Source organism: Haloarcula amylolytica (assembly GCF_049705545.1).
Classification (GTDB): Archaea; Halobacteriota; Halobacteria; order Halobacteriales; family Haloarculaceae; genus Haloarcula; species Haloarcula amylolytica_B.
Genome location: NZ_JBNAMU010000001.1, coordinates 970,603 through 991,205 on the forward strand (window position 1 = coordinate 970,603; position 20,603 = coordinate 991,205).

A 20,603-nucleotide genomic window follows, 5' to 3' on the forward strand; every position below is an offset into this window, starting at 1 on the left:
CGTGGGCAGCGAAAAGCTCCGCTCGAAGGAAGAACTCCTAGCTGGGGGGATAGTTTTATTTTCTGTCACGACGACGGTGCGGACGGACTTCACTATGACAGCGGTAACACTCGACGTTGCAAAGACGATTATCGCAGCGGCAGAGGAGAAAGCCGAGGAGATAGACGTTCCCATGTGCATCGCGGTGATGGACGACGGGGCGAACCTCGTCGGCTTCCACCGGATGGACGGCGCGCTCCTGGCGAGCATCGACATCGCGCAGAACAAGGCCTACTCGTCGGTGTCGCTGAAACTGGATACGAAGACAATTCACGAAGTCTCACAGCCCGGCGAGTCGCTGTACGGACTGGGAACGACAAACGACGGCCGCATCGTCACCTTCGGGGGTGGTTACCCGCTGGAGGACGCCGATGGCACCGTCGTCGGCGGCGTCGGTGTCTCGGGCGGCAGTGCCGAGGAGGACATGGAGGTCGCACAGGCCGGTGTCGACGCCTTCGAAGGCTGAGACCGGCCGTGTGTCGCCGACCTCCTGTCGTACTTCGGAATGTCGACAGGACTGTCGCCTGCAGTAGCGTTTCGTTGGCGTCCCAACACGGACGGCCACTTCTCACTGGCACCGGCCGATAGCCCTATCTCAGACCCGAAATACAACTATGGTTGCCTTACTTATATTTTCTTTATATTCTTGAATAATAAAAACGCAAAATTATATAACCTGACACTCCAATGAGATATGTGTATGACAGATGATGACAAGCCTGTAGCCGATGGCTCAGGCGAACTCGAGGAGACAGCGCCGAAGCGGTCGAAACGCTTCGAGGCGCTGGACGAACGGGCTGTCACGGAAGACGGGTTCGTGAACGAGTGGCCGGAGGTCGGATTCGTCGCGATGGAGAGTCCGAACGACCCCGATCCGAGCATAACTGTCGAGGACGGGAAAATCGTCGAGATGGACGGGAAAGACCGCGAGGAGTTCGACTTCATCGACCGGTTCATCGCCGATTACGCGATCAACGTCGACAAGGCCGAGGAGGCGATGGCGACTGATTCCGAACAGGTCGCCCGCGACCTCGTCGACATCAACGTGCCGCGCGAGGACATCGTCGAACTGACGACCGCGATGACGCCGGCGAAGTTGTCGGCGGTCGTCAACCACCTCGACACCGCCGAGATCATCATGGCGATGAAGAAGATGCGGACGCGCCAGACACCGGGCAACCAGTGCCACGTCACCAGCGTCGAGGACAACGTGGCACAGATCGCCGCGGACGCCGCGGAGGCCGCGCTCCGGGGGTTCTACGAGATCGAGAACACGGTCGGGGTCGCCCGGATGGCCCCGCTGACAGCCCTCGCACAGCAGATCGGGGCCCAGTGCGGTCGCGGCGGCGTCATCACGCAGTGTGCCGTCGAGGAGGCGACTGAACTCGAACTCGGGATGCGCGGGATGACCGGCTACGCCGAGACCGTCTCCGTCTACGGCACCGAAGACGTGTTCAAGGACGGCGACGACACGCCGTGGTCCAAGGCGTTCCTCGCCTCGGGGTACGCCTCCCGCGGCCTGAAGATGCGGTACACGTCGGGGGCCGGATCGGAACTCAACATGGGACAGGCCGAAGGCAAATCGATGCTGTATCTGGAGAGCCGCTGTATCCTCGTCACGAAAGGCTGTGGGGTCCAGGGGCTCCAGAACGGCGGTATCAGCTGTATCGCGATTCCCACGTCTGTCCCGGCCGGCGTCAAGGAGGTCGCCGCCGAGAACCTCATCACGATGATGGCCGACCTCGAAGTCGCCTCCGGGAACGACCAGACGTTCACCCACTCGGACAAGCGCCGCACCGCCCGGATGATGCCGCAGTTCCTCGCCGGCACGGACTTCATCTTCTCGGGGTACAGCGCCGTCCCGAACTACGACAACATGTTCGCCGGGTCGACGTTCGACTCCTACGACTTCGACGAGTACAACATCATGCAGCGGGACCTGCAGGTCGAGGGCGGCACGAAACCCGTCGACGAGGACACCGTCCTGGAGTACCGCGAGCGGGCCGCCAAGGCCGTCCAGTCCGTCTTCGAGGAACTCGGGTTCCCGCCGATCTCCGACGAGGAGGTCGAGGCCGCCGTCTACGCCAACGGCAGCAAGGACATGCCCGAGCGCAGCACGGCCGAGGACATCAAGGCTGCCGAGGAGATGATGGAAGAGGGTCTCAACGGCGCGGAGCTCGTGAAGATCCTGGCCGATAACGGCTTCGAGGAGATCGCCGAGAACCTGCTCGGCATCCTCAAAGGCCGCGTCGCCGGCGACTACATCCAGACCTCGGGCATCTTCGAGGGCGACGGCGACTTCGACGTCGTCAGCGCCGTCAACGACCCCAACGACTACCAGGGTCCCGGGACGGGTCACCGCCTCGAAGGTGAGGACTGGGAGGAAAAGAAACAGGTTCGGTTCGCGGTCGACCCGGAGGACATCTGACGATGGCACAAGCACAACAGCAGGAGCGGACACTGGTCCTGTCAGAGAAAGGCGTCGCCGAGGAGGGCACGGACACGGACGAGGTCGTCATCTCGATCAGTGCGGGGTTCAACGAGATGAAAGACGAGACGCTGGCGGGCGTCAAACTCGCCGAGATCCTCCGCGAGATGATGGCCGGCATCGAAGAAGAGGGACTCTCGGCCCGTGTGGTACGCTTCACTGACAACCTCGACCTCGGCGTCATCGGCCTCAGGGGCGCGAAGCTCTCCGGGTCGGGCATCTCCATCGGCATTCAGACGCGCGGGACGACGCTCATCCATCAGGAGGATCTCGTCCCGCTCAGCAACCTGGAGCTGTTCCCCCAGGCCCCGCTGATCGACCTCGAAACGTACCGTGCAATCGGCAAGAACGCGGCGCTGTACGCCAAAGGCGAGACGCCCGAACCGGTCCCAGTCGCCAACGACCCGATGGCCCGACCGAAATACCAGGCGCTCGCGGCGCTGTGGCACATCAAGGAGATGGGGTACAAGGACGAAGACAAAGACCCGATGGAGATGGAGGTCTCCTTCGAGTAACAATGAGCGACGACATTCACTACCCACTGGCAGACAATCCGGACGACGTCGAAACGCCCGAGGGAACGAAACTCTCGGAGATCACACTGGAGAAGGTCGTCGAAGGTGAGATCGACGGCGAAGAGCTTGTCATCTCGCCGGAGACGCTGGAGAAACAGGCACAGATCGCCGAACAGGAGGGGCGACCCCAGGTCGCGCGGAACTTCCGGCGGGCGGCCGAACTGACCGAAGTCCCGGACGACCGCATTCTCGAGATATACAACGCACTGCGACCGAGCGGGGCCGACAAGGAGACGTTGCAGGAGATCGCCGACGAACTGGAAAACGAGTACGGTGCGGAGATCAACGCCGAGCACGTCCGCGAAGCCGCCGAAGTGTACGAGGAGCGGGGTCTCGTCTGATACGGGTTGTGTCACTGTCACCCGGTGTTCGTCGACCTCGGCTCGGCCACACCGGTACTGACAGGACAGTCCGTCTGTGGCCGATCCACTCGTCGGTCCGGTGTCGTAGCGGTAATCTCTAAGAGGGTTCAGCTATAACGTCGAAACGTAATATACAATCATGACTGATCTGGGTGGTTTCCACGATCACGTGGCACGTATCGACCTCGATGACGGCGACGTAGCCTACGAGGGTATTGACGAGGAGGACGCGAAAAAGTACATCGGCGCGCGCGGGCTCGGCGTGAAGTACGTCTTCGACCAGGGGCCCGACGTGGATCCGCTGGGACCGGAGAACCTGCTGGCGTTCATGAACGGGCCGCTGACCGGAACGCAGGTGACGATGAGCGGCCGCATCGCCATTTGCACGAAATCGCCGCTGACAGGGACGGTCACTGATTCCCACCACGGCGGCTGGTCCGGGGCGCGGCTGAAGTGGTCGGGCTTCGACGGACTCCTCTTCGAGGGCCAGGCCGACGAGCCAGTGTATGCGCTCGTCGAGGATGGCGAAGCGGAACTGCGCGATGCATCCCACCTCTGGGGCCAGGGCGTCCACGATACGGTCGACGACCTCGAAGGCGAGATCGACGAGGGCACACTGGGCAAGAACCTCTCGGTGATGGCCATCGGGCCCGGCGGTGAAAACGAAGTCAAGTACGCCTGTGTCGTCAACGAGGACGACCGCGCGTCGGGCCGGGGCGGCACTGGCTGTGTGATGGGCAACAAGAACCTCAAGGCCGTTGTGGTAAAAGCGGCCACCAATATGCCAAAGCCCGAGGACCAGGAGACGTTCCAGGAGGGCCACAAGCAGGCGATGCAGGTCATCCAGGAGTCCGACGTGACCGCGCCCAACGAAGGCGGACTCTCGATGTACGGCACCAACGTCCTGATGAACGTCACCGAGGAGATGGACGGCCTCCCGACGAAAAACGGTCGGTACTCCTCGACGCGGTCGTATTCGGACGCCGAAGGCGACGGCGAGCGCATCATCGACTCGGAGAACGTCTCTGGCGAGAACGTCCGGGAGAACATCCTGGTCGACGAGCCGACCTGTCACTCCTGCCCGGTCGCCTGCAAGAAGGAGGTCGAGGTCCAGACGATGCACAAGGGCGAGGATCTGAACGTCCGGATGGAGTCCTACGAGTACGAGTCCGCGTGGGCGCTCGGCCCGAACTCCGCGACCGACGAGCGGGACAAGATCGCCGTGATGATCGACCGGTGTAACGACTACGGGATAGACACCATCGAGGCGGGCAACATGATGGCCCAGGCGATGGAACTAACCGAGGAAGGCAAGCTCGACGAGCTGGACGACGGAATCGCGTGGGGCGACGCCGACGAGATGATCGACATGCTCGGCAGGGTCGCCCACCGCGAGACGGAACTCGCAGACCACATGGCCGAAGGGCAGGAACACCTCGCCGAGGAGTTCGGCGACGTGACGACGGACACGCTGACGGTCAAAAACCAGTCCATCCCCGCGTACGACCCGCGCTGTATGAAGGGGATGGCGATTGGCTATGCGACCTCGAACCGCGGGGCGTGTCACCTGCGCGGCTACACGCCAGCGGCGGAGATTCTGGGCATCCCGGAGAAGGTCGACCCGCGAGAGTGGGAGGGCAAAGGTGAGCTGTGCGCTACCTTCCAGGATCTCCATGCCATCAGCGACTCCTTCGACATCTGCAAGTTCAACGCCTTCGCCGAAGGCATCGAGGAGTACGTCCTGCAGTACAACGGCATGACCGGGCTGGACGTGAGCGAGGAGGAACTGATGGAAGCCGGCGAACGCGTCTACAACCTCGAGCGGTACTACAACAACCTCGCGGGCTTCGACGGAGCCGACGACGACCTCCCGTCACGCTTCGTCGAGGGCAACGAGCACGCTGTCCCGGCGCAGGGCGGCTCCGAGGGTGACCTTGCCGAGCTTGACGAACTGAAAGAGGAGTACTACGAGGTTCGCGGCTGGGCGGACGGCGTCGTCACCGAGGAGAAACTCGACGAGCTAAACATCGAGGTCGGCCCGGGAACCGGCGTCAGCTCTGGCGGCGCGGCGGCACCGAGCGACGACTGAGTCGGTCCCGCGTCGGTTTCCGCTCGGACACCCTACCTCGGTGCAGTAGTACCTACTAGCCCAGTCGTCGGTATAGCTGCGTGCTCGGTCTGACGAAAGACGTTGAGCCGTTCTGATAGCGGTGGGAAAACATCTAAGCCCCGGATTCGCGTACTGCAGCGTATGACCGATACAGGCGCAGACCCCGACCGGGGCCGGGAACACATCGAGGTGCTCAGGGAGACGGTCGACCGCAATCGGGACCGTGACTGGGCGGACTACCGCGAGCGGTTCTCCTTCACAGTCGTGGACGACGGGACGGTGTTGCTCTCGCCAGCCGACGAGACAGACACGATGGGGTCTGCAGTCGAGCAGGAAGTGACCCACACAGTCATCGTCAACGGTGGATCGGCCGTCGACTGCAACTGCCACGTCGCACAGCGGCCGTTCGATCCGCAGTCCTGTCGACACATGCGCGCCGTCGATGCACACCCGCGACTGTGATCTCGTCTTCGGGTCCGGCACGCGTACTAGCGGGGCGGCGACTGAAACGGACGGCTGACTGAGAGGGCGATGTTACGGAGAACCGTCGTGAACAACCGTTTCTTTACTGATTGCTCTCGTGGGAGATTCCGTCCCGGCTCTTGTCAGAGAGCGACAAATATGCCAAAGATAGCAATGATTAATCATGTAATCTGGGTGGCTAGCGGAAAATCGACTGATTTGGTCGGACAATAGTCTGAAACGCCGGTGTAACCACCGAGATCACTGAACTATCGCAAACTAATTGTTGGTTCATTATGGTTTTTGATGCCGGAGCCCCGGAAGAACGGCTCGATGGCCAGACATCGGCCGCAGGGATCTCGTAATCCAGGTGAATAATAGCCGTACGACTGTTATCCGAAGCGAGGCGAGAATACGCTGTGGTCTGTGAGACATCGGGGGTGCGACGTGAGGACAGTTACTGGGCGACGAGGGCGTGCTAACAGCCCGTTTTCCGGGTCCGGAGTGAGTAACGGATTCCCGTGTGAGGCAGAGCTGCCTCTGACATCTTATCATTGCCTGACGGTTCCACACGACTACAGTTTCAACTCTCCTCGTTCTTTCACGGAATCCAGGCCTCTGTATGGGCAAAAATGGCTGATTACATCCCTATATCCTCAAAAAGATTTTAAATATCGCAGATAAAGAATATAAAACCCCTATCCATACATGTATAAGGTGTTATAGACAGAGTAGCGCGAGTGTATGTTTGAAAACTGGATCAATAGACATAGAAACAGCCAGTAAACGTGTATAGATACATATGAAAGCGTTAGATGCAGATGCCTGATTGAGATGAGCAGGTTCCGAAAACCACCTGACGCCGGTCTATCCGTCGATACCGTTCACTGAACTGTCGCTGAGGGGCCGGCGGTCACCGGTAACACAGGCTCACAGCGAGGATGACGAAGTACGTTATGAGCCCCCAGCACGCCGCGGCGACGACGACCGGGCCCAGGCGGACCGCGAGTCCGCCAGCGCAAGCCAGGAGAGTGACCGCCGAAGCCGTGCGCACGCCACGGCGCTCCCACAGCGACGCGACGGGTGTGTCAAGAACGAAGAGCGCCTCGACACCCAGCGCGCCGGTCACGCCGATGGCGACGGCGGGTTCTGCCCAGAGCGTGTCGAGTGCGCCGGCCCGGCGCAGATACGCGACGAGTGCCAGTCCACAGAGCAGGGCAAACCCCGCGTCGCGTCGGTAGTCGGGCACAGGGGTGGTACACGCCGCGGCCAGAAAGCGGTGCTGCCGGCGGTGGGAAGCTCTCGGCGACCCCAAGTACAAAGACACTGACAATCGCAGTGAACCTATGCACCATCCTGGACCGCCGCGGTTCGTGGCGACGGGTGACGAGATCGAGCTCGCACCCCGGGACCCGGACCCGACAGCGACGTACAGTTGGCACGTCGCGCGCGCACCAGTACAGTCCACTGCCACACTCGGAGACGACCCGGTCGAACACTTCGTCCCCGACACGCCGGGCCGATACATCATCCGCCTTAGCGCACCGGACGGCAAGCACGACCTCACCGTCCGCGCGTTCCCGGGGACCCTCGAATCGAGCGGGGCACACACCTCTGGACGTTCCGGTAGCGCAGGCGGTCGAAGCGGTGGCGTCTCCGGCGGGCGAAGCGGTTCGGGCCACAGCGACGGCGACGAGTACACCCAGGCAGGGGACGGCAGTGACGGCGACGGGGGCGGCGGCCGCCCCCGGCTGACCCTGCGGCCGGAAATCGAGGGCGACGAAGCCGTCGTCCGCGCGGACTGCAGCCCCCATCCAGAGGGGACCGAGACGGCCGCCGACCTCGCCGTCGAGTTCCTGCTTGACGACCGCGACGACATCGACGGCGACACGGTGACCCGGGACGGGACGGACCTCCGGATTCCGCTGGACGCGCTCCCGGAGCGCGCTCGCATCCACGCCGTCGCAGTCGGGGACCACGGCTACAGCGTGCCCGACGCCGTCGAGTTCACCCGCGACGGGGACGGCATCGAGACGGTGGCGAGCGGCGCGGGGGTCGCCGCCAGCCGACCGTACGACGCGCCGGCCTGGGCCGAAGACTCGGCTATCTACGAGATTTACGTCCGCACGTTCGCCAGCGACAGCGATAAATCGCCCTTCGACGCGATCATCGACCGCCTGGACTATCTCGACTCGCTCGGCGTCGACGTCATCTGGCTCACGCCGGTGTTGCAGAACGACCACGCGCCCCACGGCTACAACATCACCGACTTCTTCGAAATCGCGTCGGACCTCGGCACCCGCGCGGACTACGAGCGGTTCGTCGAGGCGGCCCACGACCGCGGGTTCAAGGTGCTGTTCGATCTGGTGTGTAACCACTCGGCGCGGACCCACCCCTACTTCGAGTCCGCCCGCGACGACCCGGACAGCGAGTACCGCGACTGGTACGAGTGGCGCACCGACACTGAACCGGAGACGTACTTCGACTGGGAGCACATCGCGAACTTCAACTTCGATCACCTGCCGGTCCGCCGGCACCTGCTCGATGCGGTCGCGCAGTGGGCCGAACTGGTCGACGGGTTCCGGTGTGACATGGCCTGGGCCGTCCCGAACAGCTTCTGGCGCGAGATCCACGACTACTGCAAGGACCGCGACAGCGAGTTCCTGCTACTGGACGAGACGATCCCGTACATCCCCGACTTCCAGGCCGGGCTGTTCGACATGCACTTCGATTCGACGACCTACGCCGCGCTCCGGCAGGTCGGGGGCGGCGGCGATGCCGAGGCCGTCCTCGGTGCCATCGAGGGACGGGCGGAGATCGGCTTCCCGGAGCACGCGTCGTTCATGCTGTACGCGGAGAACCACGACGAGACGCGGTACATCGTCGACTACGGGCGGGACGCCGCCGAGGCCGCCGTGGGTGCGCTGTTCACACTCCCGGGCGCGCCGTTGCTGTACGCCGGCCAGGAGTTCGGCCAGCGCGGCCGGCGCGACGACCTCGCGTGGGACCACGCCGACGAGGCGCTCCAGTCGTTCGTCAGTGACCTCTCCGCGGTCAGACACGACCAGCCGGCGCTGTCGGCCGACGCGGACCTCGTTCGAATCCCGTACGAGGTCCGGGACGGTCCGTCCGACCGCGTCGTCGCGTACGCCCGGACGACTGAGGCGGACGCGGCTGTCGTAGTGCTCAATTTCAGCAGCGAGCCGACGACGGTCGGGCTGCCGGCCGAAACCGGCGAAGCCGACCTCGTTTCCGGCGAACAGTGCGGGGCCGCTGATGACAGGGGCACGGCCGTCACGGTCGACAGCGTCGGCGTATTCCCGGCCGCCGATATCGACCTGAGTCAGTAGTCGCAGGGAGGCTGCTTCGGTTCGGTGACTCTGCTCTCGCTGGGAATCAAGTCAATACACCGAGATATCACTAATTTGTACGAACCACAGGAGTTTATAGAGATTGGTCTGCTTTGATATGTATGCGGCTTTCGACAGCGCTCAACGAATACAAGCGGACTCGTCATGAGCGCTTTCCAGAGGAGCGCAGGACTGTTTCAGGCTCTTTCTCCGGGCACGGTGATCGCCTCGTACACGTCGGCGAAGACGGCACGCTGAAGGACTATTCCGATTCGCTCTCCGGGCTCTCCGGTATCGACCGCTCCCGACTCGGGGTTATGCTTGGGGACGAGACACGGTGGTTCAGTGACCTGGAGACGATCAGACAGCACTACTACCGCGAGACGCGGCTCGTCGAGACCGAATACGACGCGGGGTCGTTCACGGTCCACCAGTACGACCTGACGCTGGGACGGGCACACGTCACGCACGTCGCGATGCGTGGGGCGGTTCCACAGAACGCCAAACTCGTGGCGTTCGTCACGCTGGCCCCAGACAGCAGCGACAGCGGCGTCGGCTCGCTGATCCACGAGGACGCCGGGCCCGATAACTCGCGCGTCCTGGAGGTGTACCATCGGCGAGAGCACGATTACCTCGCCTCGTCGACCGGGCTGGACGCCGTCGCCGGGCAGCGGCCGGAGCGCATCACAGAGATACTCGAAGACAGCCCGATAGAGTTCCCCCGGTCGGCACCGGTCGAGCGACGCGACCAGACGCGGCTCACCGGCGACTTCCTCGTGACCGCACCGCTGGACCGGTCCGGGCGCAGCAAGGACACGACGCTGGTCAGTCAGCTCTCGAATCACGACGAGGTCGACCGGGAGACGGCACTCCTCGACCTTGCCGACTGTGTGACGGAGCATACGACGTCCGACGATCTCCGACAGGCCGGGCGGGAGCGAACCCGTATCGACGTGGCCGACTCGATGCCGCGCTCGGACTCGATACGGATGGACCTACGGGTGCTTGACCTGCTGTCCTCGCCGACCGGCGGCCGCATCGCCGCCCCGGAGTTCGACCCGTTCTACTCGAACTCCGGCGGCTACGGCTACGTCTGGTTCCGCGACGACGCGTCCGTCTCCCGGCATCTGCTCGAAGCCGGCGACCGACTCGATATCGACACCGTAGAAATGTTGACCGAGAGCGCGGAGTTCCTCTGTGACAGTCAGCTCTCGGACGGGCGGTGGCCCCACCGCGTCTGGGCCGACACCGGGGCTATCGCGCCGGGCTGGGCCAACGCCAGAGTCGAGCACAACGCCGAATCGCCGGAGTACCAGGCCGACCAGACTGCGACCGTCACCGCCCTGCTCGCGACACTGTTGCGAACACACCGCAGCAAGATGGACGCCGAGCTGACGGCGACGGTTCGGGAGACAATCGAGGCGGCCGTCGACGCGCTCATCGAAGACATCGCGGCCAACGACCTCCCCGAGCCGTGCCAGAACGTCTGGGAGGACTCCATCGGCCAGTTCACGCACACCACTGCGACGTTCATCGAGGCCTTCGCCGCGGTGAGCCGCGCTCCGATGCCCGAGTCGGTTTGTGAGCGGAGCCTGACGGCAGCCGACCGGCTGCTGGATGGGCTGAATACGCTCTGGGACGATGATCTGGGCGTGTACGTGATGGGGCTGACAAACGGGACGCCGGACCACCGCATCGACGCCGCGGGGCTCCACCTCGCGGACGCGCTGCAGGAGTACGACGGCGTCGAGTCGACCACGCTTCCTGATCAGCACCTCACCCGCTTGGCTGATCACGTGAGCACGACGCTCGACACGCTCTTTCGGAACCCCACCGAGAGCCGGGTCGCGGGACTGGCCCGCTACGAGGGCGACCGCTGGCGGACCGGGCACCAGGACAGCGAGAAGATCTGGACGGTTACGACGGCGATGGGGGCCCTCGCCGCCGCCCGCGTCGGCGACATGCTGAACGACCGCGACGAGAGCGGCGACGCCTACCTCGACCGCGCGAGCGACCTGTACGAACTGCTCGAGGACGACGGGCCGCTCACGACCGACGCCGGCTACCTCGCCGAACAGGCCTTCGACGACGGCGCCCTCGACAGTGCGACGCCGCTTGGCTGGTCCCACGCGCTGCGGCTCCACGCGACTGCCCGTCTGGACGAGCTGAACGCGCTCCCGACGACATCGGCCGGGACCGAGGGGCCGAGCGAGCGCCCGACCTGGACGACCGGGGAGAAGTACGGCGTCGGCACCGTCGCAGACCACGACGAACCGGACCCCTCCCGCGTCTGGTTCACGCTCACAGAGGGCGCGTTGACTGAGGCTCGCTATCCGCAGGTCGACCTGATGAACCTGCGGACGCTCGACTTTCTGGTCCGGTGTAGGGACGAGACGGACTACGCCGTCCGGACCCACCGGGAGAACCGCCGGACCGACGACAGCGTCAGGCGACGCGTCGAGCCCGTCGACGACGAGGCGCTCCTCTATCGCCACGTCTTCACCGAGACCGGCGACGGCCGGGGCCACGAGTGGACGCTGACCGTCGACTACGCGACCGACCCCGAGCACGACGCCATCGTCGCCGACGTGTCCTTCAGCGCCGAGGACGGCAAATCATACGACGTGTTCTCGGTCGCGGACATCGCGCTCACCAGCACGGTCACCGAGGACCGCGCCATCAGATACGGCCAGCCCGGGAGCTACCACCTCGTCGGCCGGAACCCCCGCGCATACACCGACCAGACGGACAACGACCTGCTCGTCGACGAGAACGGCGACGCCTACTCCATCGCCGTGGCGATGGCCGCGGCCGGGCGCTTCGACTGGGCAACCGTCGGCGCGGCCGGCAGCGACCGCCTCGACGGGCTGTACTCCGACGGCGACCTCCCGGACCCGGTCGAATCCATCGACGGGACGAACCTCGTCCTCATCGGTCGGCTGGACTCGGGGACCAGAGTCAGCGACACGGTCGCGCTCGGCTTCGCGCGGCAGGCCGACACCGCCGCCGCGCTGGGCGAAGCCGACGGCGCGCTCGACCGCGGCTACGAGACAGTCAGCGCGGAGTACGCCGACAGCTGGGCCGACTTCCTCTCGGACAAGCCACTCCCGGAGTCGGTTGCCGGCGACGAGGAACTGGCGAACCAGTACAGAACCGCACTGATGACGCTGTTAGCGGTCGAGGACAAGACCTACCGCGGCGCGTCGATTGCCTCGCCGTCCGTGCCGTGGGGCGAGGCCGTCCACGCCGAGGAGCCCAAGGGCTACGGCTACAACTTCGTCTGGTCCCGGGACCTGTACCAGGTGTTCAGCGTGTTCGACGCTATCGGGTCGCTGGATATCGCCACGGAGCAACTGGAGTACATCTACGAGTACCAGCAGGACGAGGCCGGCTTCATCCCGCAGAACACCTACGTCAACGGGACGACCCGCTGGGGGGGAGAGCAGATGGACAACATCTCGTTCCCGCAGGTGATGGCGTACCGCCTCGCCGAGAGCGGCGTCGGCTTCGATGACGTCGAGTACAGCTACGAGAACGTCCGGCGGTCGGCCGAGTACGTCGTCCGCCACGGTCCCGAGACCGCCCAGGAACGCTGGGAGGAGGAGGCCGGCTTCTCGCCGTCCTCGATCGCGGCTGAAATCGCCGGCCTCGCGTGTGCGGCGAAGCTCGCACTCGACACCGGCAACGAGGCTGATGCGCTCGTCTGGCTGGCGCTGGCCGACCAGTGGGCGAACAACGTGGAGGCCTGGACCGCGACCGAAACCGGGACCGAGCGCCACACCAACACGCCCTACTACACGCGGGTCACGCTCGATGGGAACCCCGAGACGGGCCACCTCCGCACGCTCGCCAACGACGGCCCGACGCTGGACGAACGGAACATCATCGACGGCGGCTTCCTCGAACTCGTCCGACTTGGCATCAAACCCGACGACGACGAAGCAATCCGGAACTCGCTCGTCGAGGTTGACGACACGATCAGCGTGGACACGGAGCACGCGCCCGGGTTCTACCGGTACAACGGCGACGGCTACGGCGAGCGTGGCCGGGACGACCAGGGCGCACCGTGGACGGTCGAACACAAGGGGAAGGGTCGCCTCTGGCCGCTGCTCACCGGCGAGCGCGCCGAGTACGAACTCCACCGTGACGATCCGGACATCCCGCCCGAGAACTGCCTCCGGATGATGCAGGACGTGGCGAACTCCGGCCGGATGATCGCCGAACAGATATGGGACCGGGGCCACGCGACCGACTACGACTGGGAGTTCGCCGAAGGGACCGGCTCGGCGACGCCGCTGGCGTGGTCGATGGCCCAATACGTGCGGCTGGCTCACGGCATCAGCGCCGGCGAGCCGGTCGAGACGCCGGCGTTCGTCGACGAGCGCTACCGGGAGCGCCGAGCCCACACGCCCGACCGCAGCCCGGCGTTGCGCGTCGACACGCAGTTCCGCGGGAACGAACTGGTCGTCTCCGGCGAGACGACCGGTGTCTGTGTCGTCGTCAAGACCCCTGCCGATATCACGTACATCCCCGTCGAAGACCGTGAGTTCGAGGTCGCGGTCGACGTCGACCCCGGTGAGAACCAGGTGATCGTCGCCGCCGCGGACGACGAGGACCTGGTCACCGCCGGAACGACCGTCTGGCAGCTTAACCTCTAGAGAAACCAACAATTAGTTACCACTTTATAATTCGGGTCTGACTGTGGGATATGGACGCGATAGTTCTAGCTGGCGGCTACGCGACACGACTGTGGCCGATCACTCGTCGTCGACCGAAGATGCTGCTCCCGGTCGGCGAGACGACCGTCATCGATGGAGTCCTGCAATCACTCGAAGCCGACGACCGAATCGAGACGACGTACCTGAGCACGAACGAGGCCTTTGCCGACGAGTTCCAGATCCACATCGACGAGATGGGCTACGAGAAGGTCCAGCTCTCCGTCGAGAGCACGGAGGACGAAGACGAGAAGTTCGGCGTCGTCGGCGCGCTCGCGCAACTGATCGACCGCGAGGACATCGACGACGACCTGTTTATCATCGGCGGCGACAACCTCATCGGCTTCGACCCATCGGAGTTTCTGGACTTCTTCGAGGCGCGAGACGGGCCGGCACTCGCCGCCTACGATGTCGGTTCGCGGGAGAAAGCCAAGTCCTACGGGCTCGTCGAACTCGACGGCGAGCGCGTCGTGGACTTCCAGGAGAAGCCCGACAACCCCAAGAGCACGCTCGTCTCGATTGCCTGCTACGCCTTCCCGGCCGATTCGCTTCGCTTCGAGGAGTACCTCTCGGGCGACAACAACCCTGACGAACCCGGTTGGTACATCGACTGGCTGCAACAGCAGGAACCGGTGTACGCGTTCACGTTCGACGACGTCTGGTTCGACATCGGGACGCCCGACTCGTACTTCGAGACGGTCGAGTGGAAACTCGACGGGGGCTCGCTCATCCACCCCGACGCGACTGTCGAGAACTCCGAGATCGGCGACACCGTCCACGTGATGGCCGGGGCGGAAGTGACCGACAGCAGTCTCGAACGGGCCATCATCTTCCCGGGCGCCGAAGTCCACGACTGCGCCCTCGACGAAACGATTCTCGGTGAAGATGTCCACGTCGAGGGGCTCAATATGTCGGGGTCACTTATCATCAACCGCTAATAGGTCGCTCACCCGAGCTACACCCGGGTGTGGGATTCGGACGGCCCGCCCTCGGTCACCGGGCCGCTGGCGAAGGACTAAGTGACACAGCACCGTCTACTCGCCATGAGCAAGTCATCTGACAACATGGGCCAATCAGAGACCGAGCCAGTCACGTTCGAGATGACAATCGACGATGGCCGGACCAGAATCGACGTTTCGGGCGACCGCGATACGGCCGTCGTCGTCCGCTCGGCATCTGGCGAGAAAATATACCTGCCGCCCGAGGACTTCGACCGCCCGCCGGAGGACAGACAGACGCCCTACGACAGCCCCTACCAGTCGGCTGACGGGACCGCCGACAGCCCGTATCGGACCCAAACCGACACAACGTCCGTGACGGGGCTGGAGCCGACCGCCGACGGCTACCTGATCGTCCATCCGGAGCCGGTCACGGACGTTCGCTTTCTCCGATAGGCGGGGCCGCCGGTCAGGCTTCGTCGAGAACCTCGTGGTAGAACTCGACGTGTTCGTCGGCCACTTCCTCCCAGGTCCGGACCTCGTACTCGATGGGCGTCGACAGCGACAGGGCGTACTCGATGCCCTCGGCAATCGAGTCGGAGTCGGGTTCGACCTCGATGACGCAGTCCTCGTTCAACAGCTCCGCGGCCCCGCTCTCGCAGGCGACGACGCGCGTGCCGACCGACAGTGCTTCGACGATAGTGATGCCGAACGGTTCCGCCAGTGACGGCGAGACGAACAGGTCGGCGCTGTTGTAGTAGTCCCCGAGCTCCGACTGGGGGAGATACCCCGGGAAGTAGACCCGGTCCTCGACGCCCAGGAGCTCCGCGAACCGCTCGAGCTGTTCGGTGAGGTGGCCCGAGCCGCCAAGCACCAGGCTGACGTCGTCCCGGCCGAGCTTCGAGAGCGCGTACAACAGATACGAGAGCCCCTTCTGGTCGGTGTGTCGGCCGACGAAAAACAGCATCTTCCCGTCGATACCGAGCTCCGCTTTGATGTCCCGGTCCGTCGGCTCTACCGACGAGAACCCGTTGTAGATGACCGTCGAGTCGGCGTCGTACTGCTCGCGGATCCGTCGCTGCGTGAACTTGCTCACCGCGACGAGGTGGTCCGAGCGGTTGGCGACCCGCTGTTCCGTCTCGACCTCCCGCTGTGGTGGGGTCACGTTCCGGTCCGCCGACAGCGAGTGGAACGTCGAGATCCATTCGACGTCGTGTGACGATTTGGCCCGTGAACCGGGGTTGTAGCCGAACCAGTCGTTCGTGTGGATGATGTCGGCGTCGGCCGCCCGGTCGGCGAACTCCCCGGCCAGCCGGCCGATGCGGGTGATGATGTCGCCGCTTCCCGTCGAGACGCCGTGGATGCTGTCGCGGTCCGGCGGCGCGTACTCGGCGGGCAACACCAATTCGAACTCGACGTCGTCTCTCGGTTCGAGCTGCTCGAACAGCTCCCCGATAGCGGTATCAAGCCCGCCGGTGATGTTGGGTGGGAAGCCCCAGCCAAGCATCAGAACGTTCGGTGGCATCTCTGTAACTGGCTCTCTCATAGCATCAAATGGATACAATATATATGTTTGCGTACTCCCCTCTCGCGGCATCCAGCGCTCGCTTTGTTGCGGCCGCTCACTGCTCGCGGGTCGTCCCTCCCCGCTCGCTTCGCCGAGGGCCGCTCACTTCGTTCGCGCCCCTCGCCTCGAAAAACCCCGCCCATTGAAATGCCTGTCAGGGCAACAGGTGCGTATGCAATTCGAACGGCAGAGTGGCGTGTTTCTCCACCAGACGTCGCTCCCGGGGCCACACGGCATCGGTGACCTCGGTGCCGGCGCGCGGGCGTTCGTCGACTTCCTCGACCGGGCGGACCAGTCGCTGTGGCAGTTCTGTCCGCTGGGTCCCACGGCGAGCATCCACGGGAACTCCCCGTACCAGTCGTCGTCCGCCTTCGCCGGAAACCCGCTGCTCATCGATCTCCGCGATCTCGTCGACCGTGGCTATCTCGGTGAGGACGATATCGAACCACCGGAGGACCTCTCACAACAGCACGTCAAGTACGACCGCGTGACCGAGTTCAAGGAGGCCCGGCTCCGGGACGCGTACGCCACTTTCGACGAGAGCGCAAGCGACGCGGACCAGCAGTCGTTCACCGAGTTCTGCGACCGCGAGGCCGGCTGGCTGGACGACTACGCGCTGTTCACGGCGCTGAAAGCCGAGTTCGACGACGCCGGCTGGATGGACTGGCCGGACGATATCAGAACGCGAGAGCCGGCGGCCATGGAGCGGTACCGGGACGAACTGTCTGGTGACATCCGCTACCACAAGTTCGTCCAGTGGTGCTTCGACAGCCAGTGGCAGGCGCTGGCCGAGTACGCGGCCGAGCGGGATATTGATCTTGTCGGCGACCTCCCAATCTACGTCGGCCTCGACTCGGCGGACGTCTGGGCGTATCCCGAGGTGTTCCGACTCGACGACGACCACCACCCTGCAGAGGTGGCCGGCGTCCCGCCCAATCCCGGCGACGACGGCCAGCGGTGGGGGAACCCGGTGTACGACTGGGACGCCCTGCGAGAGAACGACTACGGCTGGTGGGTCGACCGGTTCGAGCGGCTGTTCGACCTCGTCGACATCGCCCGCATCGACCACTTCAAGGGCTTCGACGAGTTCTGGTCGATTCCGGCCGAGGCCGAGGACCCGGCCGCCGGGCAGTGGCGGGACGGCCCCGGCGCGCACTTCTTCGAGACGGTCGAAGACAGACTCGGTGAACTGCCGTTCTTCGTCGAGGATCTGGGCTTTCTCGACGAGAGCATCGTCGCGCTTCGGGACCGGTTCGGCTTCCCCGGCATGCGCGTGCCGCAGTACGCCGACTGGTGCGAGGAGGGGCATATGTACCAGCCGATGCACTACCCGGAGTCGGCCGTCGGCTACACCTCGACCCACGACACGGACACTATCGTCGGCTACTACCGCGACCTCTCGGACCGGCAGCGGGACTGCCTCCACTACAACCTCGGCACCGACGGAGACGAGATCAACTGGGACCTCATCGAGTCGGTGTGGAACTCGAACGCCGTCGTCGCGATGACGACCGTCCAGGACCTGCTCGGGCTCGACAGCGACGCCCGGTTCAACGTCCCCGGCACGGCGACCGGGAACTGGCAGTGGCGGGTGACCGAAGACGCCCTCGACGACGAGGTCGCCGAACGGCTCAGACAGGTCACCGACAGGACGATCCGCTGAGTACCTTCAGAACTGCAGGATACCGTCTTCCGTGACGACCGTATCGAGCAACCGGGTCGGCGTCGCGTCGTAGCCCGGGTTGCCGATGTCGAACCCCTCCGGCGGTTCGAGCATCACGTCCGAGCCCTGTCGGAACGTGTTCCTGAAGGAGAAGCCGCTGCCGATGAACTTCGACGAGGTCCCGACGACGGTCACGGGCACGTCCATCTCGTTGGCCGTCGCGGCCAGCGGCAACGTCCCGATACGGTTGTACACCGTGTCGTCGATGAGGCAGTTCATGCCGACGAACACGCGGTCGGCCTCCGAGAGGTAGTGGCCCGCCGCACCGTCGACGATGAGCGTCACGTCGGCCCCGTCCCGGTCGGCCAACTGGCGGGCGGTTCGCCGGCCCAGGAAATGCGGCCGGGACTCTCTCGCGTACAGGTGGAACTCCTTGCCGTCGTCGAGCGCCCTCATCAGCGTCGCCATCACCGTCGAGGAGTTCTCGTGGGTCACCAGCACGTCGCCGTCGTCGATGAGCGTCGCCGCCCGCTCGGCCGCGCGGTCCTTGCTGGTCTCGATTTCCGTGACGACTTCGTCGATTGTGTCGAGCAACCGTTCCTTGGCCGCCGAGACAGAGTCGGGGTCGGCGTCTTTCAGGTCTGTGACGATGCGTTGCTGTGTCGTGTACAGCGGCGCGTGCGAGCGGTTCGCCCGCTGGAGCGCGCTGCTGTTGCGCTCGACCACGCGGAGGAAGTCCTCGACCGTGTGGCACTCGCGCTCTGTCAGTTCGCGGAGCGCCTCAGCGGCTTTCACGGCGGCAATAGAGGAACTCTGTGTCTCCATTTCCTCGATCTGCCGCACGGTCTCGTTTATCATGCGTTTATCTGTGACTCCCTCCCTTATAACGGTACAGCCGGCGGATCGCCCTTCCATCCGTCTTGAGTCATGACAACGATAGGCGTGGTTACGCCGACTTGACCACGTCCTCGTCGGTCGGTCCCTGACCGTCGAACTCGGCCACGAGCGCGTCCAACTGCTCCGGGTCGTCGACGCTCGGGAGCGTCTGGTCGGCGGTCCGGCAGTCGGCGTGGACAGCGAGGTCGTCACAGACGAGGTCGGCCGTCGCCTCGGCCATCTGTCGGTAGGTGGTCAGCTTGCCGCCAACGATGCTCGCCATGTTGTCCACGCCGCCGTCGGCGTGGTCGAGCAGGAAGAAGCCCCGCGAGATGCCGCGACCGCCCCGCTCGTCCTCGTCTGGGGCGTACAGCGGCCGGACGCCCCACCAGGTCCGGACCTCGGGTGCGTCTGCAACTGGCGGCAGCATCGCCGCACACTCCTCGATGCTCTCCTCGATCTCCCACTGCTCCGTCTCGTACTCGTCCGGGTCGCGGACCGGCACGCTCGTCGTCCCGAGGACGGCCTCGCGCTCGTGTGGGACGACGATGTCGCCGTCGTCGGGGTCCCGACAGCGGTTGAGCACCGGCCCGAGGTCGTCGTACTCGACGGAGACCATCACGCCCCGCGTCGGTTGCATCTCGACGTCGAGGCCGGCCATCGCGGCGAACCGGCCCGCCCAGGCACCGGTCGCGTTGACGACGTAGTCGGCCTCGATAGCGTCGTCGATTGCCCCGCCGACCTGCACGCCAGTCACCTGTCCGTCCTCGACAAGCACGTCCTCGACAGGCGCGTGCGGGTGTATCGCCGCGCCGTGGTCGCGGGCGTCTGCGGCGTTTGCGGCGACGAGCCGCGACGGGTAGATGACGGCGTCGGGGACCTCGAACGCGCGCTCGATGTCCGAAGCGAGGTCGGGCACTCGCTCCCGGGCCGCGTCGGCGTCCAGCGTCTCGACGGGGATGCCGATATCCTCACAGGCCGCCCGCTTGGCCTCGAAGTAGTCGGGGTCGTCCTCGGCGAGCTGGACGAACAAGCCCCCGGTGTCGCGGATGCAGGCCCCGGCGATCTCCTTGAGTATCCGGTTTTCGGTGATGCACTCCTCTGCACCGACCCGATCCGCCTCGGCGTAGCGGGCGCCGCTGTGCAGCAGTCCGTGCGAGCGCCCGGAGGTACCGCTGGTCAGCCCGTCGCGTTCGACGAGCGTCACGTCGATACCACGGAGTGCAAGGTCACGAGCGACGCCAGCGCCGGTCGCGCCACCACCGACGACGAGGACATCCGTATCAATCGCCATGTGTACTGTTAGGTCAGCTGACGTAAGATGCTACCGATACCGGGGGTTTCGATAACTGTGTATCCCGTTTCAGCGGGGAGAGACTGGTTGCAGCCGGTGGACAGGACACAGCGCAGTGCTGCTGGCTCGAACGGTCGATAGACGGACGTGCGTATTACTCCCAT

The 20,603-nt window shown here is 64.7% G+C and carries 15 protein-coding genes; 11 read left to right on the forward strand and 4 right to left on the reverse strand.

The window, feature by feature from the left end:
- The first annotated feature begins 94 nt into the window (after positions 1 to 94).
- From ACOZ4H_RS05210 to ACOZ4H_RS05235, 6 genes are all read left to right on the forward strand, one after another.
- Positions 95 to 505, forward strand: coding sequence for a GlcG/HbpS family heme-binding protein (locus ACOZ4H_RS05210; protein ID WP_121511503.1), 411 nt, complete (start codon positions 95 to 97; stop codon positions 503 to 505).
- Positions 506 to 739: 234 nt separating this feature from the next.
- Positions 740 to 2,467 carry a propanediol/glycerol family dehydratase large subunit gene (locus ACOZ4H_RS05215; RefSeq protein WP_424328296.1) on the forward strand — a complete coding sequence of 576 codons (1,728 nt, stop codon included), beginning with the start codon at positions 740 to 742 and terminating at the stop codon, positions 2,465 to 2,467.
- A gap of 2 nt (positions 2,468 to 2,469) precedes the next feature.
- A complete protein-coding gene (locus ACOZ4H_RS05220) occupies positions 2,470 to 3,042 on the forward strand; it encodes a propanediol/glycerol family dehydratase medium subunit (RefSeq protein ID WP_424328297.1) in 573 nt (190 codons plus the stop codon).
- A 2-nt stretch (positions 3,043 to 3,044) separates the two neighbouring features.
- Complete coding sequence (locus ACOZ4H_RS05225) at positions 3,045 to 3,443, forward strand: diol dehydratase small subunit (protein WP_310895255.1); 399 nt, start codon at positions 3,045 to 3,047, stop codon at positions 3,441 to 3,443.
- A gap of 160 nt (positions 3,444 to 3,603) precedes the next feature.
- Positions 3,604 to 5,553, forward strand: a complete 1,950-nt coding sequence (locus tag ACOZ4H_RS05230; protein WP_424328298.1) for an aldehyde ferredoxin oxidoreductase family protein — start codon at positions 3,604 to 3,606, stop codon at positions 5,551 to 5,553.
- A gap of 162 nt (positions 5,554 to 5,715) precedes the next feature.
- On the forward strand, positions 5,716 to 6,036 hold the full coding sequence (locus tag ACOZ4H_RS05235) for a hypothetical protein (protein ID WP_424328299.1): 321 nt from the start codon (positions 5,716 to 5,718) through the stop codon (positions 6,034 to 6,036).
- Positions 6,037 to 6,949: 913 nt separating this feature from the next.
- Here ACOZ4H_RS05235 and ACOZ4H_RS05240 read toward each other — a convergent pair.
- Positions 6,950 to 7,285, reverse strand: coding sequence for a hypothetical protein (locus tag ACOZ4H_RS05240; protein WP_424328300.1), 336 nt, complete (start codon positions 7,283 to 7,285; stop codon positions 6,950 to 6,952).
- 97 nt (positions 7,286 to 7,382) lie between these two features.
- On the opposite strand from ACOZ4H_RS05240, the gene malA reads away from it, so the two are divergent.
- The 4 genes from malA (at position 7,383) to ACOZ4H_RS05260 (ending at position 15,495) form a co-directional block, all read left to right on the forward strand.
- Positions 7,383 to 9,386, forward strand: coding sequence for an alpha-amylase MalA (malA, locus tag ACOZ4H_RS05245; protein ID WP_424328301.1), 2,004 nt, complete (start codon positions 7,383 to 7,385; stop codon positions 9,384 to 9,386).
- A 122-nt stretch (positions 9,387 to 9,508) separates the two neighbouring features.
- The gene (locus ACOZ4H_RS05250) at positions 9,509 to 14,044 is read left to right on the forward strand and encodes a glycoside hydrolase family 15 protein (protein WP_424328302.1); all 4,536 of its coding nucleotides are present in this window, start codon (positions 9,509 to 9,511) and stop codon (positions 14,042 to 14,044) included.
- Positions 14,045 to 14,094: 50 nt separating this feature from the next.
- Complete coding sequence (locus ACOZ4H_RS05255) at positions 14,095 to 15,039, forward strand: sugar phosphate nucleotidyltransferase (RefSeq protein ID WP_424328303.1); 945 nt, start codon at positions 14,095 to 14,097, stop codon at positions 15,037 to 15,039.
- Positions 15,040 to 15,165: 126 nt separating this feature from the next.
- Positions 15,166 to 15,495 carry a DUF7510 family protein gene (locus ACOZ4H_RS05260; protein ID WP_424330339.1) on the forward strand — a complete coding sequence of 110 codons (330 nt, stop codon included), beginning with the start codon at positions 15,166 to 15,168 and terminating at the stop codon, positions 15,493 to 15,495.
- Positions 15,496 to 15,508: 13 nt separating this feature from the next.
- On the opposite strand, the gene ACOZ4H_RS05265 is transcribed toward ACOZ4H_RS05260, so the two are convergent.
- Complete coding sequence (locus tag ACOZ4H_RS05265) at positions 15,509 to 16,564, reverse strand: glycosyltransferase family 4 protein (RefSeq protein WP_424328304.1); 1,056 nt, start codon at positions 16,562 to 16,564, stop codon at positions 15,509 to 15,511.
- Positions 16,565 to 16,778: 214 nt separating this feature from the next.
- On the opposite strand from ACOZ4H_RS05265, the gene malQ reads away from it, so the two are divergent.
- Complete coding sequence (malQ, locus tag ACOZ4H_RS05270) at positions 16,779 to 18,269, forward strand: 4-alpha-glucanotransferase (protein WP_424328305.1); 1,491 nt, start codon at positions 16,779 to 16,781, stop codon at positions 18,267 to 18,269.
- 6 nt (positions 18,270 to 18,275) lie between these two features.
- Here malQ and ACOZ4H_RS05275 read toward each other — a convergent pair whose 3' ends face one another.
- Positions 18,276 to 19,127, reverse strand: a complete 852-nt coding sequence (locus ACOZ4H_RS05275) for a translation initiation factor eIF-2B (RefSeq protein WP_424328306.1) — start codon at positions 19,125 to 19,127, stop codon at positions 18,276 to 18,278.
- A gap of 88 nt (positions 19,128 to 19,215) precedes the next feature.
- Positions 19,216 to 20,439 carry an FAD-dependent oxidoreductase gene (locus ACOZ4H_RS05280; protein ID WP_424328307.1) on the reverse strand — a complete coding sequence of 408 codons (1,224 nt, stop codon included), beginning with the start codon at positions 20,437 to 20,439 and terminating at the stop codon, positions 19,216 to 19,218.
- Between the last annotated feature and the right edge of the window lie 164 nt (positions 20,440 to 20,603).